The organism is Tardiphaga sp. 839_C3_N1_4, assembly GCF_051811045.1.
Taxonomy (GTDB): domain Bacteria; phylum Pseudomonadota; class Alphaproteobacteria; order Rhizobiales; family Xanthobacteraceae; genus Tardiphaga.
In genome coordinates, this window is the sequence record NZ_JBPWQD010000001.1 from 3,561,789 (window position 1) to 3,586,829 (window position 25,041).

Here is a 25,041-nt window from a genome sequence, read left to right on the forward strand (position 1 = left end):
GGTTGCATTGATGTCGTCGGGATTGTACGTCACCAACAGGCGCGTCTTTGCCATTGCCGGCCCGGCCATGCTGGCCAATCTGACGACGCCTCTGATCGGCATTGTCTCGACCGCGGCAATCGGCCGGCTTGGCGACCCGCATCTGCTCGGCGGTGTGGCTTTGGCCTCTGTGGCATTCGACTGCATTTTCTGGCTGTTCGGATTTCTGCGCATGGCGACGGTTGCCTTCACCGCACAGGCGCTTGGTGCCGGTGACCGGATCGAGGTGCGCGCTATCCTGCTGCGCGCGTTGATGCTCGGAGCGGCGATCGGGCTGACGCTGATCATCTTGCGTACACCGCTGGCGGCGCTGGTGTTCAGCATCATGGGCGGCAGCGACGCTGTCACATCCGCCGCACGCCAATATTTCTTCATCCGACTCTGGTCCGCGCCGCTGATGCTCGGCAACTATGTCATTCTCGGCTGGCTGGTCGGCCAGGCGCGCACCGGGATCGCTCTGGCACTGCAGGTCGGCATCAATCTCGCCAACATGGCACTCACCTCCCTGCTGGTCCTGCAATTCGACTTTGGCGTCAGCGGCGCAGCATTGGCCACGGTGATCGCGGAAACCGCGGGCTTTCTCGCCGGCCTCATCGCCATGTGGAAAATCCTGGGCGGCCGCATCGATGTGCCGCGCGCGGTCCTGTTCGATCGCATCCGGCTACTACGGTTGTTCGCAGTCAATCGCGATATCATGATCCGCACGGCAGCATTGATTGCTGCATTTCTCTTCTTCACGGCGCAGGGCGCCCGCGCAGGTGACCTGACCCTGGCTGCCAATGCAGTGCTCAACAACTTCGTCATGATCGGCTCGTTCTTCCTCGACGGCATCGCCACCGCCGCCGAGCAGCTCTGCGGTCAAGGCACCGGCGCTCGCGACCGCAAGCAGTTTTCCCGGGCCGTAAAGCTCGTCCTGATCTGGAGCACGGCATTTGGCATCGCTGTCACGTTGCTATTCGTGCTGTTCGGCGGCGCGCTGATCGATTTCATCACCACCAGCCCCGAAGTTCGGCTCGCTGCGCGGAATTACATGCTACTGGCGGCGCTGGCGCCCGCCTGTGGCGTCCTCGCCTATGCCTATGACGGCATCTATATCGGCGCATCGTGGGCGCGCGACATGCGCAACCTGATGCTACTGGCGCTGGCGATTTACATCGCCGCATGGTTCGCACTGGCCAGCCTCGGCAATACCGGACTATGGCTCGCGTTTCTGGTGTTCATGCTGTCGCGCGGCGCTTTGCAGGCGCTGCGTCATCCAGCTTTGCTGCGACAGTCGTTTCCGCAGCAGGCTTGGCTTACCCCGGCCAGTCTTCCGCGGTGATGGTTGCTGCGTCTGCGCCGACGATTTCCGACAGCGATTCGCGGCCGGTGCGCAGCAGCGTCGAGGACAGGTCGGCCTTGATGCTGTCGACGAGGCCGACGCCTTTATAAACCAGCGACGAATAGAGCTGGATCAGGCTCGCGCCCGCGCGAATCTTGGTGAGCGCCGCACCGCCGCTGTCGATGCCGCCGGCGCCGATCAGCGGGAACGCGCCTTCGACACGCACGAAGGTCTCCGCCACCATGCGGGTGGACAGCCTGAACAAGGGCCGCCCGGACAATCCGCCCTGCTCTTTCGCGCGTGCCTGTTCGCGCAAGGTCGAGGGACGGCCGATAGTAGTGTTCGCGACGATCATGCCATCAACGCCGCGCGAGCGCGCGACATGGACGACATCGTCGAGGTCGGCGAGGCTGAGATCGGGCGCAATCTTCAGCAACACCGGAGAATCTCCCGCATTCTTCCGGACGCGCTCGCGCGCATCGATCACCCGCGCCAAGAGATCGTCGAGCTCGGCGGCCTGCTGCAGATTGCGCAGACCTGGCGTGTTCGGCGATGACACGTTGACGGTGAAATAGCTCGCCACCGGCGCAAAGGTCTCGATCAGTCGCACATAGTCCTGCGTGCGATCGGGCGAATCCTTGTTGGCGCCGACATTGACGCCGACGACACCGCCATTCTGCGCCCGTGCAGCCAGCCGACGCAGCACGACCTCCGCACCATCATTGTTGAAGCCGAGCCGGTTGATGACCGCTTCGTCACGCTCCAGCCGAAAGATGCGCGGGCGTGGATTGCCGGATTGCGGCTTCGGCGTCACCGAGCCGATCTCGGCAAAGCCGAAGCCGAGACGGAGCAGCGCGTCCGGCACTTCGGCATTCTTGTCGAAGCCGGCCGCGATCCCGACCGGATTGGGGAAGTTCAGACCGAAGGCACGGACCGCGAGTTTCGGATCATCCGGCCGCGGGCGGGCGTAAGGCAGCATGCGCAACCCGCGGATCGCGAGGCGGTGCGCGTCTTCGGCATCGAGCATGCGCAGCATCGGCAGGGAAAAGGCATCGAAAGCGCGGATCACGATTTGAGCTCCGGAATGTCGTGGTTGCCGTCGGAGCGCGCACGCAGATCCATGACGGCCGTGACGGCGCCGAGATCGAGTTCGCCGTAGAGATGCGGGAACAGATCGCCGCCGCGGGATGGCTCCCAGCGCAGGCCGTCACCGAGTGCGTCTGCGTCCACAGCGACCAGAAACAGGCCGGTCTGGCCGAAATAATACTTCCGGAGCGTCTCGGGGAGCTGCGCCGCGGTCGAAAAGTGGATGAAGCCGTCCCGGGCATCGTCGGCACTGCCGCGATAGGTGCCCTGACGCTCGGCCTCGCGCCAGCTCGAGGCCGGACAGATTTTATAGATGGTGCGCAACCGCCCAGACTTCCTGGTTGTTTTCGTGTGGTGTGGACGCCCAGTCGCGGGATTCGATGGCTGGAGCCGACAGTCGACCGTATCGGCGCCCCCCCTCCACTTCAAGGCTGCACATTTTTTTCAAATGCCTGTTGCGAAATCCGTGCATTCACGGCAATAATTCCTAGATTTCGCCACGATTCACCGCCCCGCAGAAATCCGGGCCAAGGGACCGAAACCGATGATGCTCTCGCACGCCCAGATCTGGAACGCCCTCGACCGCCTCGCAGAGCGCAACGGCATGTCACCCTCCGGCCTTGCGAAGAAGGCGGGGCTCGACGCCACGACCTTCAACAAATCCAAGCGCATCACCAACGACGGCCGCGAACGCTGGCCGTCGACGGAGTCGGTCTCGAAGGCGCTGACCGCGACGGGCGTGACCATCGACAGCTTCGTCACGCTGATCGAAGGCACCAAGCGCATCGTACAGTCGGTACCGCTGCTCGGCTTCGCACAGGCCGGCCATGGCGGTTACTTCGACGACGCGGGTTTTCCCGCCGGCAGCAAGGGCTGGGATGAAGTCGGCCTGCCGTCGGTGAATGACGAGCACGCTTATGCGCTGAAGATCTCCGGCGACTCGATGAAGCCCGCTTATCGCGACGGCGATATCATCGTCGTCTCACCGGAAGCGCAGATCCGCAAGGGCGACCGCGTCGTGGTCAAGACCAAGGATGGCGAGGTGATGGCGAAGGAATTGAAGCGCCGAACCACGAAGATCATCGAATTGCAGTCGCTCAATCCCAACCACGTCGACCGCAGCTTTCCGGCCTCCGACATCGCCTGGATCGCGCGCATCGTCTGGGCGAGCCAGTAACCGAGCACACTCTGGACTGGCGTCCGGCCACCGAATGATCTATGCGAGTTTCCATCCGGAACTCGCAACCTTCGGTGGAGCCATGAAAACCAAAACAATCGTTGCCGGCACGATCGCACTGGCCCTCGTCAGCGCAGGTTCTCTCGCACATGCGAAGCCCATGACCTGCGCGGTCGTCACGACGAAGCAGATCGAAGCGCTGTTCGACCGCTGGAACGCCTCGCTCGCGACGCTCGACCCCGCCAAGGTCACCGCCAACTACGCTTCCGACGCGGTGCTGCTGCCGACGGTGTCGAACACGCCGCGCACCGACAGCGCGTCGATCCAGAGCTACTTCGTGGATTTCCTGAAGAAACACCCGCAAGGCAAGATCGACACGCGCACCGTCAAGATCGGCTGCAACATGGCATCCGACGTCGGCACCTACACCTTCACACTGTCCGGCAAATCCCCCAGCGATACGCAAATCGTCAAGGCCCGCTACAGCTATGTCTATGTCTACCGCGACAAGAAATGGCTGATCGCGCATCACCACTCGTCGGCAATGCCGGAGCCTGTCACGCCGGCGGCAGCGTCGAAGTAGGCATCAAGAAAAAGGCGCGCTCCATCAGGAAGCGCGCCTTTGACGTTTCTGAAGGGTGTGAGCCTCAGGCCGAGCGCGCCAGCGCGCCGTCAATCATGTTGATCGCATTCTGCACGCCATAGACCGCGACAAAGGACCCGAAGCGCGGGCCTTTCTCCTGGCCGAGCAGCACCTGATACAGCATGTTGAACCAGTCGAGCGAGACGCCGGGCCGGCCATCCTTGGCGAGCTTCTTGTGATCGAGGAACGGCTCACGGCGGCCGATCTCATAGACCGCGTTCTGGATATCTTCCGGCGTCGCATCTGCCGGCAGTTGCGACAGGGCATCGCGCAGATCCTGCAACGCCACGCGCTCGACATCACTGGGCTCGCGGAACGTCTTGGTCGGCGCCACGAAATCCCGATAGTAATTGATGGCATAGCCGACCATCGCGTCGAGCCGCGGATGCGTCGCCGCGGAGACGCCCGGCCGATAGCGCCGGATGAAGCCCCACAGGGTTTCGGCATTCTCGGCATTCGACGACGACACCAGCGTCAGCAGCAGCTGGAACGTGACAGGCATATCCGCCATCGGCGGGGCGCCGGCATGGATGTGCCAGGCCGGATTGGACAGGCGCTGCTTGGGATCCTGCTTCGCATAGCCTTCGACGAACTGCTGGTACTCGTCGACATTGCGCGGAATCACATCGAAGAACAGCCGCTTGGCCGCCTTCGGCTCACGATACATGAACAGCGACAATGACTCCGGCGAGGCATAGCGCAGCCATTCGTCGATGGTCAGGCCGTTGCCCTTCGACTTGGAAATCTTCTGGCCCTGGTCATCGAGAAATAGTTCGTAATTGAAGCCAGCCGGTGATTGGCCACCGAGAACACGCGCGATCTGACCTGAGATTTTGACATTGTCAATATGATCCTTGCCGGACATCTCGTAATCGACGTCAAGAGCAACCCACCGCAACGCCCAGTCGGGCTTCCACTGCGCCTTCGCATGTCCGCCTGTTATGGGTGTCTCGAAAGACTTGTTCGTCTCCGGATCGGTCCAGACGATCGAGCCACGATTGACCTTACGTTCCTTGATCGGAACTTGCATGACCACTCCGGTTTCCGGATTTAGTGGCAAGAATGGCGAGTAAGTCTTGCGACGCTCCTCCCGAAGAGTCGGCAACATGATCGCCATCACGTCATCGTATCGCGACAACATCGTCAGCAACTTTTCGTCGAACCTTCCACTCGTGTAGTAGTCGGTCGCGCTTGCAAACTCATAGTCGAAACCGAAATGATCGAGAAATGCCCGTAGACGCGCGTTGTTGTGGTCGCCGAAGCTTTGATGAGTCCCGAAAGGATCCGGAACCCGCGTAAGCGGTTTACCCAGGTGTCCCTCCAGCATTTCCCGGTTCGGCACATTGTCCGGCACCTTTCGCATTCCATCCATGTCATCGGAGAACGCGATCAGCCGGGTCTTGATCTTATCCTCGGTGAGCACGCGGAAGGCATGGCGCACCATCGTGGTGCGCGCGACCTCGCCGAAGGTGCCGATATGCGGCAGGCCCGACGGACCATAGCCGGTCTCGAACAATACCTCTTCCTTCGGCTTCTTCTTCAGGCGCGCGATGATCTGCTTCGCCTGTTCGAACGGCCAGGCGTTGGAATTCTCGGCGAGCGCACGCAGCTCGCTCGGGCTCATGGTGGGGTCTAGCGTGGACATCGTGTTTTGGGCCTCCGGGCCGCGGAACCTAGCGGCTCCGCACCGAAATGCCAAACCGCGGGATGAGAAAATTCAGAACGGGCTGACCGAGAAATAACGCAGCCACAAATCGGTGTAGCGGCCTTTCTCCCAGACCCGGAACAGGGCCCAGTTCAGCGCTTGGCGCAGCGTGTCGTTGCCTTTGCGGACGGCGATGCCGATACCCTCACCGAAAAAGCGGCTTTCTATGAAGGGCCCGCCGCTGAAGGCGCAACAATCGGCGGAATCGCTGCCGTTGATCCAGAAGGCAAACGAGATCGCATCACCGAAGATGAAATCGACCTCACTGCGTTTCAGCGCCTGGCGTAGCGCATCGTCGCTTGGAAAAGGCACCAGCACGGCGTCGGTGAACATCGCCTTCAGATAGGCCTCATGGGTCGAGCCCGCGATCACGCCGACCTTCTTGCCTTCGAGATATTCCGGGCGGATCTCCGGCATCACCGAGGGTTTGCGGGCCACGAAGCGCGCCGGTGCGCGGTAATAGGGATCGGTGAAGTCGACGCGGGCGCGAATCTGCGGCGTCACCGCCATGGAGGCGATGATGGCGTCGCCGCGATTGCTGGAGATGGCATCGAGCAGCGTCTCGAAGCGGCGCATCTGCACGGTACAGGTGACCTTGATCTCCTCGCAGAGAAGCCGCGCGAGATCGACGTTGAAGCCCGCCGGATTGCCGTCGGGGCCGGTGAAATTGAACGGCGGATAGTCGGTCTCGGTCAGGAAGCGGATCACGGTGATGCGCGACAGGTCAGGCCGGTCCGGACGGCGACGCGGATCCCAGAAACCCGGCACGGCTTGCGGGCCGGGCTGGCTCGCGGCCGGAGTCGACGTCTGCGCCGAAGCCGGTGCGGCCGAAAACAGCGACATCCATGCGGCCAGCAAAGCGCCAAGAGTCAGCGCAGTTGCGCGACACTTCATCAGCGGTATTTGGTTGCGGGAATTAACCATCTGTGGTTGCATAGGGTGCTTCCGGATCGCGGTCTTATAGACCATCCGGCGCGAGACGCGAGTAGCGTTTGTGGTGTGAGGGCGTTGCATGGGGGTGCAGCAATCTTCCCGGGGTCATCGGCCGCGCGTCTGGCGCCAGCCGGCCGCCGCGCTACGCTCTCCTCCTCTGCCGATCGGCAGGATGACCTCCTTCCCCATGCCGGAGCGAGACGGGTCGGACCGGCGCGCGGAACCAGCCAGCGAACTCGACTGCCTTCGCGGCATACTCCCGGTCCCGCTTCTGCACGCCGCGGAGCGACGGAGCCGCGAGCTCAATCTGGGCGCCGATCAGATCCTGATCCAATGGGGCGTGATCACCGAGGAGACGTATGTCGCGCATCTGGCCCGCCACCTTGGCATCGGCTTCGACGATGTCTCGACAGTCGGGCGTGCTCACTGCCCCCTGGCTGATGCCGATCTTCCGGAGATCGCAGAGTTCGGCATCCTGCCCCTCCAGGAGGAGGACACACTCAACTGGGTCGTCGCGCCGCGTGCTTTTACAGCACGGCGCCTGACGCGGTTCTCCACCACATATCCATCACTGATCGCGCGCATTCGGCTGACCACGCGGCGTCACCTGCATCAATATCTGACCGAGCAGACCGGCGACGCGCTTTCGCATATCGCCGCCGAAGGCCTGATGCAGAAGCAACCTGCCATGTCGGCCAAGTCGATCATCGGCAGGCGCAAAGGATTGCAGACAGCGATTCTGCTGCTGGTATGCGCGGTTCTCGCGCTTCTGTATCCGACGCTGGCGATGGATCTGATCGGTGGCCTGGCGGCGATCTGGTTTCTCGCCTTTTCGCTTCTCAGGCTGACTTGCGTGCTGGTGCCGCCGCAGCCGGAGCAACAGTTTCCCCCTTTGCCCGACGACCAATTGCCAATCTACTCGGTGGTCGTCGCGCTCTATCGCGAGGAAGCGTCCGTTCCGGGCCTGTTGCGATCCCTGCAGAGGCTCGAATATCCCTCTGAAAAACTCGATATCATTCTGGTGCTTGAGCCCGACGATCTGCGGACCCGCGCCGCCGTTGCCAGAGCCCGGCCGGGACCGCAGGTTCAGGTCCTGATCGCACAGGCCACGGGTCCGAAGACCAAGCCGAAGGCGCTGAATGTTGCACTCCCCTTCGTGCGCGGCAGCTTTCTGACGGTGTTCGATGCCGAAGACGATCCCGACCCCGGCCAATTGCGCGCCGCGCTCGGCATGTTTCGTCAGCACAACGACGACGTCGCCTGCGTTCAGGCCGGGCTGCATTTCGACAATCTGACGCACAGCCTGTTATCCCGCATGGCGAGCGTGGAATATGCCGCGCTGTTCGCGGTCTTCCTGCCCGGGCTGGTCGCATTGGGCATGCCATTGCCACTTGGCGGGACCTCGAACCATTTCCGCACGGAGACCTTGCGCCGCATCGGCGGCTGGGATCCCTACAACGTCACGGAAGATGCCGACCTCGGGATCCGCCTGGCACGACTGGGCTATCGCTCGGTGACCATTCCATCGATCACGCTTGAGGAAGCACCGATCGCGTTCGGCGCGTGGCTGCGACAACGCTCACGCTGGATGAAGGGCTGGATGCAGACCTGGGCCGTGCACATGCGCGATCCCCGAAAACTGTGGGACGAAGCCGGCGCGCGAGGATTCCTCGCACTCAACATCGTCTTCGGCGGCAATATCCTGACGTCGCTGGCCTTTACGGTGCTGGTCGTCAAAGTTCTCGCCAGCCTGCTGCTTGCCGATAACACCCTGCTGTTTGGCGACCGGTTGTCGTCACTGCACGTGCTGGCCATCGCCTGCGGCTTCATCGCGACCTGCGTCCTCGGCCTCACCGGCCTGATGCGCCGTGGCCGCCTGCGCGATGGCTGGATCCTGGCCCTGACGCCGATTTATTGGGGATGTCTCTCGATCGCGACCTGGCGCGCCCTGTGGCAATTCTGGACCCGGCGCCATCACTGGGAAAAGACCGAGCACGGCCTCGTGCACCGAGCCGGGACGATGGCAGCGAGCCGCGGGCGAGTTCACAGATAGCGCTTGAGATCCGTGGCCGCTTCTTCCGGCTTGCGTTTGATATTGAACGGCGCGACGAAATTGCCGTCCTTGTCCATCAGATAGATCAGCGCCGTGTGATCCATCGTATAGTCGCCGTCCTTGGTCGGCACCTTCTTGGCATAGACGCGGTAGCCGGAAATCACCTTCGCCACCGCATCGGGCGTGCCAGTCAATCCCTTCAGGTGCGGATCGAAGCTCGTCAGGTAGTCCTTCATGATCGCCGCCGTATCGCGCTCGGGATCGACCGAGACGAAATAGGTATTGATACGATCGGCGTCCTTGCCCATCGCGCGCAGCACTTCCGACATTTCGAACAGCGAGGTCGGGCAGATATCTGGACAATGGGTGAAGCCGAAGAAGACCAGCGTCGGCTTGCCCTTCAGGCTCTGCTCGGTGACGGTCTGGCCGGACTGATCGGTGAGCTGGAACGGACCGCCGATCGAGGCCGGCGCAGCGACATTGCGGAAACCGCCCGTCAGCCACAGCACGACCAGCAATCCCGCCGCGAGGCTGCCGGCGAAGGCAGCAATGATGACCAGCGGCCGGGTGGTTCGATCAGTCATGGAATGTTCCCTGAATTGCCCTTGGCAGCCGATCACATGCAGGCGGCGATGCCGGTCTTGATCATCTCGAAAAATACGGCCGTGCCGTAATGTGCCCACAGCCCGATTGCACCCACCAGAAGGAGCGCTGCGAACGCCGCGGCCGATGCGACAATGACCGACGCGAGCCGTGACGGCCGCTCGGACGCGGGCATCGTGCTCTTAGGCGTCAATAAAGGCTGCACCATCAGACGATCTCGGAACGGCTAAGGCCCGAGATCATTCAAGAGCCCGCCATCCTGGTTCCAGATAGGCTGAGATGACGGCGCGGGCAAGCGCTCCCTGCGCCGCAGGGCATCACGTCATGCTGATGGAATAAAAACCAGATCTACCTAGCGCGCGCTGGAAGCGTGGGCGTCCATGTAACAGGGCTTGTACATGCCCATCAGCTGGCGGCCGCGCAGAAAGATCATCTGCGTCTTCAGCCCGCCGCGTTTGGAGATCCAGCGCCGGATTTGGGTCGGATACATCGAATACAGCATCTGAGTGGCTTCCGGATTGGTCACGGCACGACCATTGGCACCCATGTCCCAGGCCGCATGAAAGCCGAGATTGGCATTGGAGGTGACGCAGATCCGGTCACGCGGAACCGCGCCGAGCACGATCGTACAGGCCGAGGCGCACAGGCCATCGATGATCACGGTTTCGCCGGAAGTGCGCAATCCCTGATATCTGTCGACATAGGTTCCGATCCGTCCGCCACGATCATCCGCGATCCGAACCACCGCGTGACTTGCCCCGACGCCCGCGAACAGCAAGACCGCCGCCAGCAAACCCGTAACGAACTTCATGTCCAGCCCCAAAACCTGTCGATCCCGAATCTGAGCGCCCTGGTGATGCAGGGCATGATCAGCGTGTTGCCAGATCGTGGCTTTGTCCAGACGAGCATGACGCTTCCAATGCGATTCAAATCGAGTGTTGCGCGCGGGATGCACCTCGTTCCCTCGCGGTATCAATCTGAAACAGTGCCGCCCCTCGCTCGCAATTTCCGTTGACCAAAGTTCCCGCGCCGACTTCAATCTCCATTAACAAGATGGGGGAAACAGTATGGCCGTTGATGCGGATGTCATCGTCGTCGGCGGCGGACTCGCGGGCCTCGTTGCGGCCACGGAAATTGCCGACGCCGGCAAGCGCGTTGTCGTGGTCGATCAGGAAGGCGAGCAGAATCTCGGCGGGCAGGCGTTCTGGTCGTTCGGCGGTTTGTTCTTCGTCGACTCGCCGGAACAACGACGACTTGGCATCAAAGACTCTTATGACTTGGCGATGCAGGACTGGCATGGCACTGCCGGCTTCGATCGCGATGAGGACCTGTGGCCACGGCGCTGGGCCGAAGCCTATGTCGCTTTCGCCGCCAGCGAGAAACGCGACTGGCTGCGCGCCATGGGTCACCGCGTGTTTCCCGTGGTCGGCTGGGCCGAGCGTGGCGGCTACGACGCGATGGGCCACGGCAATTCGGTTCCGCGCTTTCATGTGACCTGGGGCACCGGACCGGGCATCGTGGAGCCGTTCGAGCGGCGTGCGCGCGAGGCACAGAAGAAGGGCCTGCTGAGCTTCAGGTTCCGTCACCGCGTCGATACGCTCAGCGTCACCAACGGAACTGTCGACGGCGTCAGCGGCGCGATCCTCGAACCATCCAACACCGAGCGCGGCGAAAGCAGTTCGCGCAACGTGATCGGCGACTTCTCGCTGCGCGCGCAAGCCGTAATCGTCGCCTCCGGCGGCATCGGAGGCAATCATGATCTGGTGCGGCAGAACTGGCCGGAGCGCCTCGGCGAACCGCCGAGGCGCATGATCTCCGGCGTGCCCGCCCATGTGGACGGTCGCATGATGGGCATCACGGAAGCCGCCGGTGCGCGGCTGATCAATCGCGATCGCATGTGGCACTATGTCGAGGGCATCGAGAACTGGAATCCGATCTGGCCGAAACACGGCATCCGCATTCTGCCGGGCCCGTCGTCGATGTGGTTCGACGCCACCGGCAAGCGGCTGCCGGCGCCGCTGTTTCCCGGCTCCGATACGCTCGGCCAACTGCAATACATCCAGTCTACCGGCTATGATTATTCATGGTTCGTGCTGACGCAGGCGATCATCAAGAAAGAGTTTGCGCTCTCCGGCTCCGAGCAGAACCCCGACCTCACCGGCAAGAGCTGGCTGATGACCGCGCGCCGCGCCACCAACAAGGGCGCGCCGGCGCCGGTCGAAGCCTTCAAGGATCACGGCATCGACTTTGTCGTGCGCGACAATCTCGACGACCTCGTCAGCGCAATGAATGCACTGACCGGGGACAATCTACTGAAGCTCGACGAGATCCGCACGCAGATCGAGGCGCGTGACCGCACCATGGCCAATCCCTACGTCAAGGATGCGCAGGTGATGAACATCCACAATGCGCGCAAATATATCGGCGACCGCCTGATCCGCACCGCGAAGCCGCATCGCATTCTCGATCCCGCACAGGGCCCGCTGATCGCCGTGCGGCTCAACATCCTGACGCGCAAGACACTGGGCGGCTTCGAGACTGACCTGGACTCGCGCGTATTCGGCAGCAACGGCCAGATCATGCCAGGGCTCTATGCTGTCGGCGAAGCCGCAGGCTTCGGCGGCGGCGGCATGCACGGCTACCGCTCGCTGGAAGGCACGTTTCTCGGCGGGTGCCTTTTCACGGGGCGCACCGCGGGCCGCGCAGCGGCGAAGGCGGTGGGGTGATCGTCTCGTCGATCACAGCCATCCGTTGCGCTTGAAGCGGGTATACAGGTAACCGCAGATCGCGGCGATGCCGCCCAGCACGATGTAATAGCCGTAAGCCCATTTCAGCTCCGGCATGTGTTCGAAATTCATGCCGTAGATTCCGGCAATCGCCGTCGGCACCGCCAGGATCGCCGCCCAGGCCGCAAGCCTGCGGGTAATCTCGGTCTGCTGCGACTGCCCTGACATCAAGCTGGCTTCAAAGGCAAAGGCCAGCACTTCGCGCAGCGAGTCGATATCTTCTTCCGCGCGTTTGACGTGGTCGAGCACATCGCGGAACAGAGGTTTCATTTCATCGTCGATGAACAAAATATCGATATGCTCGAGTCGGTGACAGACATCGACCAGCGGCCCGACTGCGCGACGAAGGCGCAACAGCTCGCGGCGTAGCTTGTAGAGTCGCTCGAATTCGGCCCGCGTCAGCATGCGGTGCAGAACACCATCCTCGAGCTCATCGATCTCGGACAGGATGGATTCGATGACAGGACGATAGTTGTCGACGATAAAATCGAGAATTGCGTAGAGGATGTAGTCTTCGCCGTGCATCAGGTTGGTCGGGCAGGCCTCACACCGCTCGCGGACAGACGCATAGGACGTCGAGGCGCCATGGCGCACGGACACGACGTAGCCTTTGCCCAAGAAGATATGCGTCTCGCCGAAAGCAACAGTCTGATCGACCAGTTGCGCCGTTCGCGCCACGATGAAGAGCGCTTCGCCATATTGCTCCACCTTGGGATGCTGATGCGACTTCAGCGCGTCCTCGATGGCGAGCGGATGCAGATCGAATTGCGCGCGCAGTTTTTCGAGCAGTTCGAGGGACGGTTCAAACAGTCCGATCCAGACGACATGGCCCGGCTTCTGCGCCCAGACGCCCGCCTCCTCGACGGGGATATCGGCAACACGGCGGCCGCTGGCATAGACGCTGGAAGCGACAACGCCGGGGACATTGCCCGCGGTTGCAGCTGAGAGGGGAAACGTCATTCAAGAACCTTGTGTTGTGCGAAGAGCAACGGGCGCCTTTGAAGAACGGCGGGAATGCCAAACCGTTCAATCGCCATGCGGCACCGATCATCTGGAATGAATGAAGGGGCTGGAGCGGACGGAGGGAATCGAACCCTCGTATGCAGCTTGGGAAGCTCAACGTTTTTAAAGAACGTCAAGGACTTAACTGCAAAACATGTACTTTACCTCTCAAACGAGATCAATGCGTTAGAAGCCAAAAGCAAAACTTCGCGACCCCTCCTGTTGCACCGGGAGTGCCGGTATGAAGGACGCGGGTGGGCGGCATCACACCTCGGAAGCACGCGCCAAAATCGCGGCCTCCAACCGCGCTCGCTGGACTGACCCTGCTAAACGAGCGGAAGTCAGCGTGGCGACCAAAGCCCGAATGGCCGCCCCGGCGGTGCGACAGCGCATCAAGGACGGTATGCGCAACGCTGCGCGGCAGGCCGGCGAACTGCAGACCTTGAGGGCGGCATGGCAAGCCGTGTCTTCCGCCACGCGTCGGCGATTTTTGTCCGATCTGATTTTGCCCGTCTGTTCCGCGCCGGCTCTCGCGATAGATACGGACGGCGAGGTCGTCACATGAGCTGGCAAGCGACCAATTGGGCTACCCAACTGCGCGTCGGGTCGCCGATAGACAAGTTGTGCTTGCTGATGCTCCGTAATCGTGCCGATCAAGATGGCGTTTGCTGGCCGTCACAAGCACGTCTGGCGGACGAAGGCGAGATGTCGGCCGATACAGTGCAGCGTAGCCTGAAGCGTCTGGAGGCGGACGGGTTCATCCGTCGAAGCCGATCGCTTAAGACGCGGGGGCGAAAAGGATATGTTTATCAGCTGATGATGCCCCATGTTGTAGGCGAGAAGGCACACAAAGCGGCCTACCTAAAATCGCTGAGCAAAAACAAGCTCAGAAGGCCGCTGTGAGCGGCGTACCTCTAAGCAGAGTAGGCCGCACAAACCGGCTTCACTACCTCGCACAGAGCGGCCTAGAATCTTCACTTGAATCATCAATAGAACCTTCAGTGAAAATTCCGGTCAAAGGCACGGCCGAAGCTCAGCGGCGCGAGAAAATGGCGCAGCACGCCTGTCCGATACCGGACGCCGTCGTATCGTGCCTCCGCAGGAAGCTTGGCAATAATCGGTATGCGGCATGGTTCAGTGATGTCGTCGTGATCGCCAGTGACAGCGGCAAGGTCACCCTATCTGCCGGGACCAGGTTCAGGTCCGATCGCATCAACTCAAACTACGACGTTGACCTTGTTCAGGCTTGGCAGACGCTCGATCCGGAGATTCATCGCGTAACCGCGATCGCGAGCCTCCCTCGTCCGCAGGACGAACGTACTGCTGCCTCTAGCAACTAACGGGAACGATGATGTTCGATACAAGAAGCGAAGTTCGAGGTCAGGTTCTACGGCGCTTCGGCAATCTTCTCGGCGCCCTCGGCGGTGGCCTCGCCCGCGCTGTCATGATGCGCACGCTCAATCATGAGGGCGACAAGCCGAGACTGCTGAGACCTTTCAAGAAGGGCAGCGCGTGGATCGCTAATCGCATTACCCATGAGATCTCCCGTGTGTTCCCGAAGTAACCGTTGGAGACGACACAAGTGTCACGTGGCAATGCTGGGCGTGGCAGCCGGGGCACTTTCGGTGAGCGGCTTGCTTCCCCCATGTAGGGACCGTATCCCGCGGTTTTTGTGTTACACGGGGTCGCAGCCCCTGGAATTTCTCTAGTAAATCCATTGAAAGGCGGTACACGCGACACGCGTGTACACGCACGAATATCTGCAACAGCAACCTGGCAAGCTCTTCTTCGGCATGGAATATGCCGACCGCCCAGGGAACGGGTCCTGCTTGGGCGGGGTATCAGCACCTTCCGTCATCTAAGCATATCTCACTTGCAGCCGATCCACACGTTTGCGCCAGGAGCGGCCAGTCCACGTCAACCCGCCCTAAATGACCGAGCATACCGGAGTAAAGCCGCAACCGAGTTGTGACCGCCACGTTTATTTCGGAAGGCATTCCACGTTAAAGGCAATGATGATCTGCGAAGGGTCAGCCTTACCGATACTCCTCAAGTCCTCGAGGCCGCTTTTTAATTTTGCTCCCGCCTCTTTCAGGCTGGCCTCAAGTGAGATTTTTGCCGCCTTGCATCGCTCCTGATTCGAGAACTCCTGAAACACGACCGTTGGGAGAATCCTCCATTCCGCTCTGTCATTCGTAGCCGCCGGACTGACCGAATAGGAGAAGACGTACATCAGGATCCACATCGATATGCTCCGCTTTAGATTGATATCAGTGACGGCCCAGGACGCTGGCGCGCTAACTGGCAAGAAAGGAGGGAGGGTGAGGCCTCGTAGCTTGTATTACCTTCGGTGTCCTCCCAATCAGTCCTCCACCTCATCGCGGATCACATTGATCAGAAAAATAGTCGTGATGGCTTCCCGCCCATCGTCTCCAGAATTGCTCAAGAAGAGTAGACACGGCGAGAATTTGGTACCTGCGCTACCCTAGCTCTGCCCACGGCAAGCCGACGTCGAAACAACCTACCCCTCCCGTAGGATGGATGCGCTGACTACCAAGACCCACAGCGGAAATGCAAGTAAACTCCCATCGAAATAGCCGCTCCCGAATAGAAGGACGGCCGCGATGACATATCCGCCGAATGCAAGCCAACGGGGCGTCAACCGGGTATAGACGGCAATCGTCGATGTCGTGATCATGAAGACGGCCGCCGTCTTCGCCAGGTAGATGTTGACCATTCCGTAGGCCAAGCCGCGGCCGAAGTGAAAAGTGCCGGAGTGGATCAGCAATTCGGGCGCCGCATGAAACGCAACAATGATCGCGCCAACGACGGCGGCGGCGGCGAAGAGCATGGCCAGCATCAGAAAGCCACTTCCCAAGAACACCGTCGCAAAAAACCGATCCTCCCGCGCCCCAAGTCGATCGCGAAGCACTCCCACGAACCAGAGAAAGGCGACCCCGGCGAACGGCACGAGATGCATGGCAAGCGTGACATACTTCGTATCCCCCGCGAGCCAAGCCCCCCGTTCAAAGGGATCGGGAGGGACCGAGAGCCGCATGAGGCCGAAAACAGCGAACAGGAGAATGGAGAAAACTATGCCGGCAAGAGCCGCGGCCCGAGGTGTTCGCAGATAGGCGTCCGTCAAACTCGCGTCGCTCGAAACCATTGCGAAACTCCCGCGCTGAAGATTCTGGACGCCTTATCTGAGGCTCCTAGTCGCGCTTGGGGGGATTCCTATCCAGTCGCAGACGCTGAGCTCTCATGCGTTTTATTTCTTCGTTCAGCGCATCGATCTTCTCGTCGCGCGATATGCTGTCCGCTTTCGCGTCGCTTTCACGCAATTTCTTCAAGGCTTTTTCTACGGAGAGCTTACCTGTTTCAGCCATCTTGAACCCTTTCTCAGTTCACACAGCTGCGAATGGTCTATGCCATCCGACAAGTCCGTCGGGCTAGACGGACGCGCAATGGTCGGCACGCAGCGCAAACAGTCGTTGTAACGACCGTTACATTCGAACGGCAGTACACGCCAGCCAACCGCCAATTGGCTCGCGACCGAGAGATCCGTACAGATCTGCGCTGGCGAGATAGCAACTACAACGATCCAGTTGAAGTCTACCCGCTCGCGCCTCCTCAGCCCAATAGTGACCGGTCAGAAGTGGCTACGTTGATCTAGGTCAAGGTCCTGCTCTTGAGCGCAGGAACCATTGCATCGCTATGCCCTTGAGCTGCCTTGCAACGAAAGATGCAGCATCGCTCCGCTCGATTCGTTCCGTCTCAACCATGAGGAGAACGTCATGAACTTCATCAAGGCAACGGTCGTTGCCGCATCTGCCACTACCATCATCGGTATCGCTGCCTCAACTGCCGAAGCCGCACCACTGCCAACCAATGTTACTGCGATGAAGACCGGGCTGGACACCTCCGTGCTACAGGTGCGCTATGGCCGCTGGTACGGTGGCGGGGGGTACCGAGGTTGGGGCGGCTATCGCGGCTGGGGTTATCGAGGATACCGGGGTTGGGGTGCCGCTGCTGCCGGCGCAGCCGTCGGCGGCGCAATCGCGCGGTCAGCCTATTACGGCAACGCATATCCATATTACGGCGGTGGATACCCCTATGCCAGCAGCTACGCATATGGTGGCTATGCTTCTGACTACTGCGCGCCCTACGGGTACGGTGGCTATTATCCACGTTACAGGCGCAGTTATTACGGATGGTAATCTTTACCTGCGACGCCCGTTAGGCTGCACACGCAGCGCACAATGTTCGCTGCGAAGCGAGAATGACGGATTGGTCGAACGCGCGTCCCGAGAATAACGCCGCCCGCATCACAGGTCCCGCCTCCGCGCGCGGCAAACAAAGGGCGTTGTCAGAAAAACGATAGATCGGATCGGGATCAGCGTTGACTGGCACGACGTGTGCCGATGCAGCGAAGTCTGCATCAGCTTGATCCAGATCAAACATCATCACCTTGACTAGACCAACATACGTCACCGTTGCTCGTATGGATTGGCTCCATCGGGCCCACCACCAATCGAGAATGCATCGGACGGAGACGTATCATGAAAGCAAGTGCCGCTCTCAGAAAGGAAGCCGACACCGGGGATTGCTGGAAGGGGTTTCGGTCAGGAGACTGGCAAACCTCGATCAACGTCCGCGATTTCATTGCCCGGAACGTCACGCCTTATACCGGCAACGAGGACTTCCTCGCAGGACCCTCACAGCGCACAAAGGCCGTCTGGGCGAAGTTGCAGCCCTACTTCGCGGATGAGAGAAAGAAGGGCGTGCTTGCGGTCGATGCCGCCTCCCCTTCAACCATGCTTGCACATAGTGCGGGTTATATCGACAAGGACAACGAAGTTGTCGTCGGCCTGCAGACAGATCAACCCTTCAAGCGCGCGATCTTTCCGTTCGGCGGCCTCAGGATGGTCGAGAACGGCTTGGAAGCTGCGGGCTTTAGACCTGACGCGCGCGTGCACGAAGCATTCACGAAATATCGCAAATCGCACAATGACGGCGTGTTCGACGTCTACACACCCGAGATCATGAACTGCCGCCGATCGGGGATCGTCACCGGCCTGCCCGACTCTTACGGGCGTGGCCGCATTATCGGTGACTATCGCCGAGTGGCCCTGTACGGAACCGACCGCCTCCTTGAGGCGAAGCGGGCCGAGCGCGCGCAGATCAACGATATGTGGCCCACCGATGAAATTATCCGGATGCGTGAAGAACTGTCGGAGCAGATGCGCGCGTTGACCGATCTTGCATCCATGGCGAAGCTCTATGGTCACGATATATCCAAGCCCGCAGCAACCGCCCAGGAAGCATTTCAGTGGACTTATTTTGCCTATCTGGGTGCCATCAAGGAAGCCAACGGCGCCGCGATGTCGATTGGCCGTATATCGAGCTTCCTTGATATTTATATCGAACGGGACCTGAAAGCCGGCATTCTGGACGAAGCCCACGCGCAAGAGCTTTGGGACCAGCTTGTCCAAAAACTCCGCATCGTGCGCTTCCTCCGCACTCCTGATTACGATGCACTGTTCAGCGGCGACCCCTATTGGGCGACCGAATGTGTTGGCGGAATGGATCTGGATGGCCGGGCACTGGTGACCCGAAGCAGCTATCGGATGCTGCATACGCTTTACAATCTCGGCCCGGCGCCCGAACCAAACATCACAGTGCTTTGGTCGACCAAAATGCCGAAGCCCTTCAAGCGATATTGCGTGAAGGTGAGCAAGGACACATCCTCGCTTCAGTACGAAAATGACGATCTGATGCGGCCCTTCTGGGGAGATGACTACGGGATTGCCTGTTGTGTTTCGGCGATGCGCCTTGGAAAGCAGATGCAGTTCTTCGGCGCGCGCGTCAACCTGGCGAAGGCGCTGCTTTACGCCATCAACGGCGGCCGGGACGAAGTATCTGGCGAGCAGGTTGCCCCTCTCTCTCAGCCGGTTGCGGGTGAATTCCTCGATTTCGACGACGTCATGGCCAAGTTCGATACCACGATGGAGTGGCTCGCCAAGATCTATGTCCATGCGATGAATTGCATCCACTACATGCACGACAAGTATTTCTATGAGCGTCTGGAGATGGCGCTCCATGACCGCGATATCCTGCGCACGATGGCGTTCGGGATCGCAGGTCTTTCGGTGGTTGCCGATAGCCTCAGCGCTATCAAATACGGAAAGATCCGCGTTACGCGGGACGCAACAGGACTTATCGTCGATTTCCAGAACGAGGGCAACAAGTCGACGCCACAGTTTGGCAATAACGACGACCGGGTCGATCAAATCGCATCAGCCCTCGTGACCAGCTTTATGGAGAAGATCCGCAAGCATCCGACCTACCGGAACGCAACGCATACCCAGAGCGTGCTCACGATCACCTCCAACGTCGTCTACGGCAAGGCCACGGGAAACACCCCTGACGGGCGGCGAAAGGGAGAGCCGTTCGGGCCTGGAGCCAATCCAATGCACGGACGCGATAGCCATGGCTGGCTCGCCTCCTGCCTCTCGGTCGCAAAACTTCCCTACAAGGATGCGCAGGACGGCATCAGCTACACGGTTTCGGTCGCTCCCCAGAAGGCTCATCTGTCGGATGATCAACTCGTGGATGAAGCGGTCAAGGCCTTCGATGTCTATTTCGATCGCGGCGGTTTCCACATGAACCTGAACGTGATCGACAGGGAGACGCTTGAGGACGCGATGAAGAACCCGGACAAGTATCCGCAACTCACGATCCGGGTTTCGGGTTACGCCGTGAATTTCGTCCGGCTGACGCCGGAGCAGCAGCGTGATGTGATCAGCCGTACCTTCCACGGCCAGATCTGAGAGAGGTGCACCATGTCGACGGTGCAGACACTGGAGCCCGGAAGTCGTCATGACCTCCGGGTCGGACTTTCGCCCGACGCGCCCGACGACGACCAGATTAAGGACCAGGAAGGCGCGTTCGGATATTGCCATTCCTATGAGACGTCCTCCCGTTATGACGGTCCCGGCTTGCGCGTCGTGCTGTTCGTCTCGGGGTGCCTTCTGCGGTGCACCTATTGTCATAATCCGGATACCTGGCACCTCAAGGACGGCACCTACGTCTCGGCCGATCAGGTGCTCCGCCGTCTCGCCGATTTCGCGCCCTCTCTTCGGGCCCTCGGTGGCGGGCTAACCATTTCGGGGGGCGAGGCAATGGTGCAGCGTGCATTCACCCAGCGAATATTCGCGGGCGCCAGGAAGATGGGTCTGCACACCGCGATTCAGACCTCAGGATTTCTGGGTGATCGCGTGGACGACGCCTATCTGTCGGAGATCGACCTCGTTCTTCTCGACATCAAGAGTTCAGATCCCGAGATCTATCGCCGCGTCACTGGCCGCGACATCACGCCAACGCTTCGTTTCGCCGAGCGCCTCGCTTCGATGTCGAAGCCGGTCTGGGTTCGGTTCACGCTTGTCCCGGGCGAGACTGACGATCCGCCTAATGTCGACGGAATCGCAAAATTTGTCGCACCGATGAAGAACGTCGAGTGGGTGGAAGTGCAGCCTTTCCACCAGATGGGCGAGTTCAAGTGGAAGGCGATGGGTCTTGAATACAAGCTTGCTGATACGCAGCCACCCAGCCGGGAGCTGGTGAACCGGGTGCTCGAACAGTTCCGGGCCGCGGGGTGTCAGGCACGCTGATCAACCGACTATTCGACGGATTCGAGGAGTTCTGAAGTATGTTGGATCTTGCGCGCGATATCATCGGAAGCCAGCCGATCTTGACGGCATTTCTCGCGATTGGACTGGGCTACCTCGTCGGGCAGATCAGCATCTTCGGCTTTTCGCTCGGGGTCGGCGCGGTCCTGTTCGTCGGTCTTGCGATCGGCGCGTTCGCACCCAAGGCCCAGATCATCGGCCCCATCGGCCTCACCGGCCTCATCATGTTTCTGTACGGCATCGGCATCCTTTACGGCCGCCAGTTCTTCGAAGGCATGTTTGGCGTGGGGCAGAAGTACAATCTGCTGGCCCTGGTCGCCTGCCTGGCAGGGCTCGCAGTTGCGCTAGTGCTGGGGCACATCTTCGGCATCAAGATCGGACACACGCTTGGCCTCTATGCGGGATCGATGACGAGCACCGCGACGCTTCAGGCAGCGCTCGACGTCATGAAGAACAAGGATCCCTCAATCGGTTATTCGATCGCATATCCGTTCGGGGTCATCGGCCCGATTCTCTGCATTTACTTCATGACCCAGCTCGTGAAGCCCAAGTTCCCGGCCAAGACCAAGAATTTCCACATGGGCGAGATCACGATCGGAGAGAACTTTGCCGGTGCGAAGCTCAAGGACCTTGCTGCTGAATCGCTCGCCGAGCTGCAGATTACCATGATCCGACAGAACGGCCGTAACGTCGTGCCGACAGACGGTACCGTCCTGAATGCGGGAGACGCCATACTCGTCGTGGCTGACCGGCAAGAGGAAATCGCATTGGCGGCTGAACGTATCGGCCGACTCGAACCGGGCCGGCTCGCGAGCGACCGCGCCGACCTGGATTACATCCGCGTGTTCGTAGGCAAGGGCAACATTGTCGGCGTACCGCTTTCGAAGCTGCCGATGCCGCCGGGCGTCCCAGCGCAGATCCTGCACGTCCGGCGCTACGATGCCGACCTCGTCCCCTCTCCCGACCTCATGCTGGAATTCGGCGACCGTATCGGCGTCCTGACGCCGCCCGAAAAAAAGGAAGAGATTCGAAAGCACTTCGGCGATAGCGTCAAGGCGGCTGCAGAGTTCAGTTATGTTTCGCTCGGTCTCGGCATGGTCATGGGCGTCCTTCTCGGTTTAATCCCCATTCCGATCCCAGGCGTGGGTGTTGTGACGCTCGGCATCGGCGGGGGACCTCTGATCGTTGCGCTCATTCTCGGCAAGCTCCGTCGCACCGGACCCATGCTTTGGACCATGCCGTTGCCGGCTAACATTGTTCTTCGAAACTTTGGCCTGGCCATATTTCTTGCCACCGTTGGCGTGAATGCCGGACAGCCTTTTGTCCGTACGGTGTCCGAATCAGGGTTCACGATGCTGTTTATCGGCGTCGCCGTGCTTCTGACGACGGTCTTCATCGTCCTGCTCGCTGGTCACTACGTGATGAAGATTCCCTACGACGACCTGGTCGGCGTGGCATCCGGCGCAACCGGAAATCCCGCCATTCTGGTCTATTCGACGAAGATGGCACCGACCGAGCGTCCGGACATCGGCTACGCGATGATCTTCCCGTCCATGACACTCGTGAAGGTGATCGCGGCACAGATCGTCGGACTTCTGGCGACGAGTGGCGCCGGTGGATAGCCCCGCAAAGAGACATCAAGAGCAAGGCATTGGAACGGCTAAGGGTGCGTCCATGCCGCAGCCACCGATTTTCAATCTGCAGGCTTACAGTCCGGCCGAGATCAAGGAAGCTGTCGAAAAGGTCGGCGTAAAAAAGGCCAACCTGCCGCTTCTGGCGTCTTTCATGCTGGCAATCGTGGCAGGCGCCGGGATCGGATTCGGTGCGCTCTACTTTACGATCGTCGCCAGCGATGCGTCGCTCAGCTTCGCGACCATACGCGTCGTCGGTGGACTCGTCTTCTCTCTGGGGCTGGCCCTCGTCCTTGTGGGAGGAGCCGAGCTGTTTACCGGCAACAACCTGATCGTCATGGCCTGGGCCAGTGGAAAGGTGTCCACGCGAACGATGCTGCGCAACTGGACCATCGTCTGGTTCGGAAATCTCTTTGGAGCGCTCGGCCTCATTGTTCTGGTCTTCTTCTCCCATCATCTCGAGATGAATGATGGCCGCATCGGTCTATCGGTGTTGAATACAGCAGTTGGCAAAATCCGTCCCGATCTCGTGACGCTGTTCTTCAAGGGCGTTTTGTGCAATGTCCTCGTATGCGCCGCCGTCTGGCTTGCCTATGCGGGCAGATCGGTCACCGACAAGATGGTTGCCGTTGTGTTGCCGGTCTCCGCGTTCATCGCGGCCGGCTTCGAGCACTGTGTCGCAAACATGTATTTCCTGCCATTGGCGTGGCTGATGACCCAGACCAGCCACGCTCCGGCGAATGTCGATGTATCGTCGATCACCATGGCTGGTATCATCCACAACCTCGTACCGGTGACGCTCGGCAACATCGTGGGAGGCGCCGGCTTTGTCGGCATCGTCTATTGGGCGATTTACCGTGCGGCGTTCGGCGCATCCTATCGAGATCGGAAATAGCAGATTCAATTTCATCGCCTGGATTGGTTGATCAGAATGTCACCCCAGATCGACAACCGCCAACCCGCTGCAAGCACCACAATTGCGGCTGCGATGTTAATCGCAGCTGCGGCGACCACCAGCAATGTGGATGCGGCGCCCCGATCCAGGCCCAACCAGATCAAATACGAATATGCTCAGCCAAACGATCCGTCACACCAGGCGATCTACGATCAAATGAAACAGGGCCAAGCTCTGGAGCACCTCAAGCAATTGCTAAGCCCACTCCGCCTCCCCCATCCGCTCACACTCAAGGTCGCGAGTTGTGACGGCGTAGCCGATGCATGGTACGAAAATAAATTCGTGACACTGTGCTACGAACTTCTAGCGGAGATTCTGAAGAGTGCGACGACGCGAGATCTCCCTACCGGTGTCTCCAAGGCCGATACTATCCTGGGTCCGGCGCTCGATGTATTCCTGCACGAAACCGGACACGCGGTTTTCGACATGCTGCAAATCCCGGTGCTTGGCCGGGAGGAAGACGCAGCCGATCAGTTCTCCGCATATATCATGCTTCGACTGAGAAAAGACGAGGCCCGCAGAATGATCCTCGGCGCGGCCTACCATCGCGCAACCGACATTCCGCCCCTGGAGACCGAGTCTGCGCGTGATAAATTCTCTGATGAACATTCGCTGCCTGCCCAGCGAGCGTTCAATGTCTTGTGTATCGCTTACGGCGCGGACAAGAAGCTGTTTTCCGATATCGTCGAAAAGGATCTCCTGCCCAAACAACGCGCAGAAACCTGCGAGATAGACTACGACGATGTTACCTTCGCCATGACAACATTGATCGGTCCGCACATCGACAAGACTGCATCCAAGAAATTTCATGAGGTGTGGACGAGAACTGTTAGCGCCCGACGCGCACGTTTGAACCGCCAATAGTGTAGATTTGACGCTTGTGGTGCCGCCAGTTTGACTAACGGAGATTCAAGCGAATTTGGCTTCGTACTCAGATCCAATAAAGCGAAGACATGAACACCAATGAGCAGGCCCACCTCATCTCACCCCAAGCAGGGAATGCCGAAAGCCGCTATCGCTCGCTTCTTTCCGACAAACAAAACTTCCCGTCGTGCCTCGCCCATATTTTTTCTGTCGTTTGAGGTAATAGACATTCTTGCGGAAATCGAGCCAGACAACAGAATCATCTGGGCAATGGACCTGCGCCTGCGTTTCATATCGAAACGAAGTGAGCGGCTGAGCAGTGACAGCAGTCGGAGAGACAGCGGACGTCACGACTATCAGGAACGCAGCTATGCAAGGATGTTGTCTGGAGACTGTCACACTGCCGCGAATGGCGAAAAACTGATCTGACAGCGCCTGCACTGCAACCGTGTTCACGGGAAACTCCAGATCGTCGTCCAATGCGCTCCCGGCAATTTCGAGCGCCCCACCCCAACCTGGGCGCTTCCTGCACAATCACAGGGAGCATCACCGCAA

27 protein-coding genes are annotated in these 25,041 nt (G+C 60.1%); 15 read left to right on the forward strand and 12 right to left on the reverse strand.

Features of this window, described 5'->3' with window-relative positions; translation table 11 throughout:
- Positions 1 to 10 precede the first annotated feature (10 nt).
- Positions 11 to 1,360 carry an MATE family efflux transporter gene (locus AB8A38_RS17065; RefSeq protein WP_439086769.1) on the forward strand — a complete coding sequence of 450 codons (1,350 nt, stop codon included), beginning with the start codon at positions 11 to 13 and terminating at the stop codon, positions 1,358 to 1,360.
- Here the strand turns inward: AB8A38_RS17065 and AB8A38_RS17070 are convergent.
- Both AB8A38_RS17070 and AB8A38_RS17075 read right to left on the reverse strand, forming a co-directional pair.
- Complete coding sequence (locus AB8A38_RS17070; RefSeq protein ID WP_439086770.1) at positions 1,335 to 2,429, reverse strand: quinone-dependent dihydroorotate dehydrogenase; 1,095 nt, start codon at positions 2,427 to 2,429, stop codon at positions 1,335 to 1,337. The two genes, AB8A38_RS17065 and AB8A38_RS17070, sit on opposite strands and share 26 nt — an antisense overlap.
- Positions 2,426 to 2,770, reverse strand: a complete 345-nt coding sequence (locus tag AB8A38_RS17075; protein ID WP_184512987.1) for a DUF952 domain-containing protein — start codon at positions 2,768 to 2,770, stop codon at positions 2,426 to 2,428. The genes AB8A38_RS17070 and AB8A38_RS17075 overlap by 4 nt, the downstream gene beginning before the upstream one ends.
- 223 nt (positions 2,771 to 2,993) lie before the next feature.
- Between AB8A38_RS17075 and AB8A38_RS17080 the strand changes: the two genes are divergently transcribed.
- Positions 2,994 to 3,623, forward strand: coding sequence for a S24 family peptidase (locus AB8A38_RS17080; protein ID WP_068737960.1), 630 nt, complete (start codon positions 2,994 to 2,996; stop codon positions 3,621 to 3,623).
- Between the two features lie 82 nt (positions 3,624 to 3,705).
- Positions 3,706 to 4,206, forward strand: coding sequence for an SgcJ/EcaC family oxidoreductase (locus AB8A38_RS17085; RefSeq protein WP_439086771.1), 501 nt, complete (start codon positions 3,706 to 3,708; stop codon positions 4,204 to 4,206).
- A gap of 64 nt (positions 4,207 to 4,270) precedes the next feature.
- On the opposite strand, the gene AB8A38_RS17090 is transcribed toward AB8A38_RS17085, so the two are convergent.
- Positions 4,271 to 5,911 carry a lysine--tRNA ligase gene (locus AB8A38_RS17090; RefSeq protein ID WP_439086772.1) on the reverse strand — a complete coding sequence of 547 codons (1,641 nt, stop codon included), beginning with the start codon at positions 5,909 to 5,911 and terminating at the stop codon, positions 4,271 to 4,273.
- A 72-nt stretch (positions 5,912 to 5,983) separates the two neighbouring features.
- A complete protein-coding gene (locus AB8A38_RS17095) occupies positions 5,984 to 6,814 on the reverse strand; it encodes a transporter substrate-binding domain-containing protein (protein ID WP_439088545.1) in 831 nt (276 codons plus the stop codon).
- A gap of 262 nt (positions 6,815 to 7,076) precedes the next feature.
- On the opposite strand from AB8A38_RS17095, the gene AB8A38_RS17100 reads away from it, so the two are divergent.
- Positions 7,077 to 8,957, forward strand: a complete 1,881-nt coding sequence (locus AB8A38_RS17100; RefSeq protein WP_439086773.1) for a glycosyltransferase — start codon at positions 7,077 to 7,079, stop codon at positions 8,955 to 8,957.
- On the opposite strand, the gene AB8A38_RS17105 is transcribed toward AB8A38_RS17100, so the two are convergent.
- From AB8A38_RS17105 to AB8A38_RS17115, 3 genes are all read right to left on the reverse strand, one after another.
- Positions 8,948 to 9,541, reverse strand: coding sequence for an SCO family protein (locus AB8A38_RS17105; protein ID WP_439086774.1), 594 nt, complete (start codon positions 9,539 to 9,541; stop codon positions 8,948 to 8,950). The two genes, AB8A38_RS17100 and AB8A38_RS17105, sit on opposite strands and share 10 nt — an antisense overlap.
- A gap of 32 nt (positions 9,542 to 9,573) precedes the next feature.
- A complete protein-coding gene (locus tag AB8A38_RS17110) occupies positions 9,574 to 9,735 on the reverse strand; it encodes a hypothetical protein (RefSeq protein WP_315840291.1) in 162 nt (53 codons plus the stop codon).
- Positions 9,736 to 9,912: 177 nt separating this feature from the next.
- Positions 9,913 to 10,371, reverse strand: coding sequence for a hypothetical protein (locus tag AB8A38_RS17115; protein ID WP_089266785.1), 459 nt, complete (start codon positions 10,369 to 10,371; stop codon positions 9,913 to 9,915).
- Between the two features lie 256 nt (positions 10,372 to 10,627).
- On the opposite strand from AB8A38_RS17115, the gene AB8A38_RS17120 reads away from it, so the two are divergent.
- On the forward strand, positions 10,628 to 12,286 hold the full coding sequence (locus tag AB8A38_RS17120; protein ID WP_439086775.1) for an FAD-binding dehydrogenase: 1,659 nt from the start codon (positions 10,628 to 10,630) through the stop codon (positions 12,284 to 12,286).
- Positions 12,287 to 12,298: 12 nt separating this feature from the next.
- Here the strand turns inward: AB8A38_RS17120 and corA are convergent, their stop codons facing one another.
- Positions 12,299 to 13,306 (reverse strand): magnesium/cobalt transporter CorA, encoded by a 1,008-nt coding sequence (corA, locus tag AB8A38_RS17125; RefSeq protein WP_439086776.1) that lies wholly within the window; start codon positions 13,304 to 13,306, stop codon positions 12,299 to 12,301.
- A gap of 283 nt (positions 13,307 to 13,589) precedes the next feature.
- Between corA and AB8A38_RS17130 the strand changes: the two genes are divergently transcribed.
- From AB8A38_RS17130 to AB8A38_RS17145, 4 genes are all read left to right on the forward strand, one after another.
- Positions 13,590 to 13,913, forward strand: coding sequence for a hypothetical protein (locus AB8A38_RS17130; protein WP_315840288.1), 324 nt, complete (start codon positions 13,590 to 13,592; stop codon positions 13,911 to 13,913).
- Positions 13,910 to 14,251: a helix-turn-helix domain-containing protein gene (locus tag AB8A38_RS17135; RefSeq protein ID WP_439086778.1), complete on the forward strand. Its 342-nt coding sequence runs from the start codon at positions 13,910 to 13,912 to the stop codon at positions 14,249 to 14,251. The genes AB8A38_RS17130 and AB8A38_RS17135 overlap by 4 nt, the downstream gene beginning before the upstream one ends.
- A gap of 98 nt (positions 14,252 to 14,349) precedes the next feature.
- Positions 14,350 to 14,688 (forward strand): DnaA N-terminal domain-containing protein, encoded by a 339-nt coding sequence (locus tag AB8A38_RS17140; protein WP_439086779.1) that lies wholly within the window; start codon positions 14,350 to 14,352, stop codon positions 14,686 to 14,688.
- Between the two features lie 11 nt (positions 14,689 to 14,699).
- Entirely contained in the window at positions 14,700 to 14,912 is a 213-nt protein-coding gene (locus AB8A38_RS17145) for a hypothetical protein (RefSeq protein ID WP_439086780.1), read from the forward strand.
- 417 nt (positions 14,913 to 15,329) lie between these two features.
- Here AB8A38_RS17145 and AB8A38_RS17150 read toward each other — a convergent pair whose 3' ends face one another.
- From AB8A38_RS17150 to AB8A38_RS17160, 3 genes are all read right to left on the reverse strand, one after another.
- Entirely contained in the window at positions 15,330 to 15,593 is a 264-nt protein-coding gene (locus tag AB8A38_RS17150; RefSeq protein WP_439086781.1) for a hypothetical protein, read from the reverse strand.
- A gap of 276 nt (positions 15,594 to 15,869) precedes the next feature.
- On the reverse strand, positions 15,870 to 16,514 hold the full coding sequence (locus tag AB8A38_RS17155; protein ID WP_315840284.1) for a hypothetical protein: 645 nt from the start codon (positions 16,512 to 16,514) through the stop codon (positions 15,870 to 15,872).
- A 46-nt stretch (positions 16,515 to 16,560) separates the two neighbouring features.
- Positions 16,561 to 16,734, reverse strand: coding sequence for a hypothetical protein (locus tag AB8A38_RS17160; protein WP_315840283.1), 174 nt, complete (start codon positions 16,732 to 16,734; stop codon positions 16,561 to 16,563).
- 408 nt (positions 16,735 to 17,142) lie between these two features.
- On the opposite strand from AB8A38_RS17160, the gene AB8A38_RS17165 reads away from it, so the two are divergent.
- The 6 genes from AB8A38_RS17165 (at position 17,143) to AB8A38_RS17190 (ending at position 24,486) form a co-directional block, all read left to right on the forward strand.
- Positions 17,143 to 17,565: a hypothetical protein gene (locus tag AB8A38_RS17165; RefSeq protein ID WP_439086783.1), complete on the forward strand. Its 423-nt coding sequence runs from the start codon at positions 17,143 to 17,145 to the stop codon at positions 17,563 to 17,565.
- 342 nt (positions 17,566 to 17,907) lie between these two features.
- Complete coding sequence (gene pflB / locus AB8A38_RS17170; protein ID WP_315840280.1) at positions 17,908 to 20,178, forward strand: formate C-acetyltransferase; 2,271 nt, start codon at positions 17,908 to 17,910, stop codon at positions 20,176 to 20,178.
- Between the two features lie 12 nt (positions 20,179 to 20,190).
- A complete protein-coding gene (gene pflA / locus AB8A38_RS17175) occupies positions 20,191 to 21,018 on the forward strand; it encodes a pyruvate formate-lyase-activating protein (RefSeq protein WP_439086784.1) in 828 nt (275 codons plus the stop codon).
- 38 nt (positions 21,019 to 21,056) lie between these two features.
- Positions 21,057 to 22,658: an aspartate:alanine exchanger family transporter gene (locus AB8A38_RS17180; RefSeq protein WP_439086785.1), complete on the forward strand. Its 1,602-nt coding sequence runs from the start codon at positions 21,057 to 21,059 to the stop codon at positions 22,656 to 22,658.
- Between the two features lie 52 nt (positions 22,659 to 22,710).
- Positions 22,711 to 23,562 carry a formate/nitrite transporter family protein gene (locus tag AB8A38_RS17185; RefSeq protein ID WP_315840277.1) on the forward strand — a complete coding sequence of 284 codons (852 nt, stop codon included), beginning with the start codon at positions 22,711 to 22,713 and terminating at the stop codon, positions 23,560 to 23,562.
- A 36-nt stretch (positions 23,563 to 23,598) separates the two neighbouring features.
- Positions 23,599 to 24,486 carry a DUF4344 domain-containing metallopeptidase gene (locus AB8A38_RS17190; protein WP_439086786.1) on the forward strand — a complete coding sequence of 296 codons (888 nt, stop codon included), beginning with the start codon at positions 23,599 to 23,601 and terminating at the stop codon, positions 24,484 to 24,486.
- 114 nt (positions 24,487 to 24,600) lie between these two features.
- Here the strand turns inward: AB8A38_RS17190 and AB8A38_RS17195 are convergent, their stop codons facing one another.
- Positions 24,601 to 24,966, reverse strand: coding sequence for a hypothetical protein (locus AB8A38_RS17195; RefSeq protein WP_439086788.1), 366 nt, complete (start codon positions 24,964 to 24,966; stop codon positions 24,601 to 24,603).
- Between the last annotated feature and the right edge of the window lie 75 nt (positions 24,967 to 25,041).

Coding starts and splice junctions, on each gene's coding strand:
- AB8A38_RS17115 (WP_089266785.1), bottom strand. CDS start 10,371: ATGAAGTTCGTTACGGGTTTGCTGGCGGCGGTCTTGCTGTTCGCGGGC.
- AB8A38_RS17155 (WP_315840284.1), bottom strand. CDS start 16,514: ATGGTTTCGAGCGACGCGAGTTTGACGGACGCCTATCTGCGAACACCT.
- AB8A38_RS17150 (WP_439086781.1), bottom strand. CDS start 15,593: ATGTGGATCCTGATGTACGTCTTCTCCTATTCGGTCAGTCCGGCGGCT.
- AB8A38_RS17190 (WP_439086786.1), top strand. CDS start 23,599: ATGTCACCCCAGATCGACAACCGCCAACCCGCTGCAAGCACCACAATT.
- AB8A38_RS17145 (WP_439086780.1), top strand. CDS start 14,700: ATGTTCGATACAAGAAGCGAAGTTCGAGGTCAGGTTCTACGGCGCTTC.
- AB8A38_RS17120 (WP_439086775.1), top strand. CDS start 10,628: ATGGCCGTTGATGCGGATGTCATCGTCGTCGGCGGCGGACTCGCGGGC.
- pflA (WP_439086784.1), top strand. CDS start 20,191: ATGTCGACGGTGCAGACACTGGAGCCCGGAAGTCGTCATGACCTCCGG.
- AB8A38_RS17080 (WP_068737960.1), top strand. CDS start 2,994: ATGCTCTCGCACGCCCAGATCTGGAACGCCCTCGACCGCCTCGCAGAG.
- AB8A38_RS17095 (WP_439088545.1), bottom strand. CDS start 6,814: ATGTCGCTGTTTTCGGCCGCACCGGCTTCGGCGCAGACGTCGACTCCG.
- pflB (WP_315840280.1), top strand. CDS start 17,908: ATGAAAGCAAGTGCCGCTCTCAGAAAGGAAGCCGACACCGGGGATTGC.
- AB8A38_RS17135 (WP_439086778.1), top strand. CDS start 13,910: ATGAGCTGGCAAGCGACCAATTGGGCTACCCAACTGCGCGTCGGGTCG.
- AB8A38_RS17165 (WP_439086783.1), top strand. CDS start 17,143: ATGAACTTCATCAAGGCAACGGTCGTTGCCGCATCTGCCACTACCATC.
- AB8A38_RS17065 (WP_439086769.1), top strand. CDS start 11: ATGTCGTCGGGATTGTACGTCACCAACAGGCGCGTCTTTGCCATTGCC.
- AB8A38_RS17085 (WP_439086771.1), top strand. CDS start 3,706: ATGAAAACCAAAACAATCGTTGCCGGCACGATCGCACTGGCCCTCGTC.
- AB8A38_RS17180 (WP_439086785.1), top strand. CDS start 21,057: ATGTTGGATCTTGCGCGCGATATCATCGGAAGCCAGCCGATCTTGACG.
- AB8A38_RS17160 (WP_315840283.1), bottom strand. CDS start 16,734: ATGGCTGAAACAGGTAAGCTCTCCGTAGAAAAAGCCTTGAAGAAATTG.
- AB8A38_RS17105 (WP_439086774.1), bottom strand. CDS start 9,541: ATGACTGATCGAACCACCCGGCCGCTGGTCATCATTGCTGCCTTCGCC.
- AB8A38_RS17100 (WP_439086773.1), top strand. CDS start 7,077: ATGACCTCCTTCCCCATGCCGGAGCGAGACGGGTCGGACCGGCGCGCG.
- AB8A38_RS17130 (WP_315840288.1), top strand. CDS start 13,590: ATGAAGGACGCGGGTGGGCGGCATCACACCTCGGAAGCACGCGCCAAA.
- AB8A38_RS17185 (WP_315840277.1), top strand. CDS start 22,711: ATGCCGCAGCCACCGATTTTCAATCTGCAGGCTTACAGTCCGGCCGAG.
- AB8A38_RS17090 (WP_439086772.1), bottom strand. CDS start 5,911: ATGTCCACGCTAGACCCCACCATGAGCCCGAGCGAGCTGCGTGCGCTC.
- AB8A38_RS17110 (WP_315840291.1), bottom strand. CDS start 9,735: ATGCCCGCGTCCGAGCGGCCGTCACGGCTCGCGTCGGTCATTGTCGCA.
- corA (WP_439086776.1), bottom strand. CDS start 13,306: ATGACGTTTCCCCTCTCAGCTGCAACCGCGGGCAATGTCCCCGGCGTT.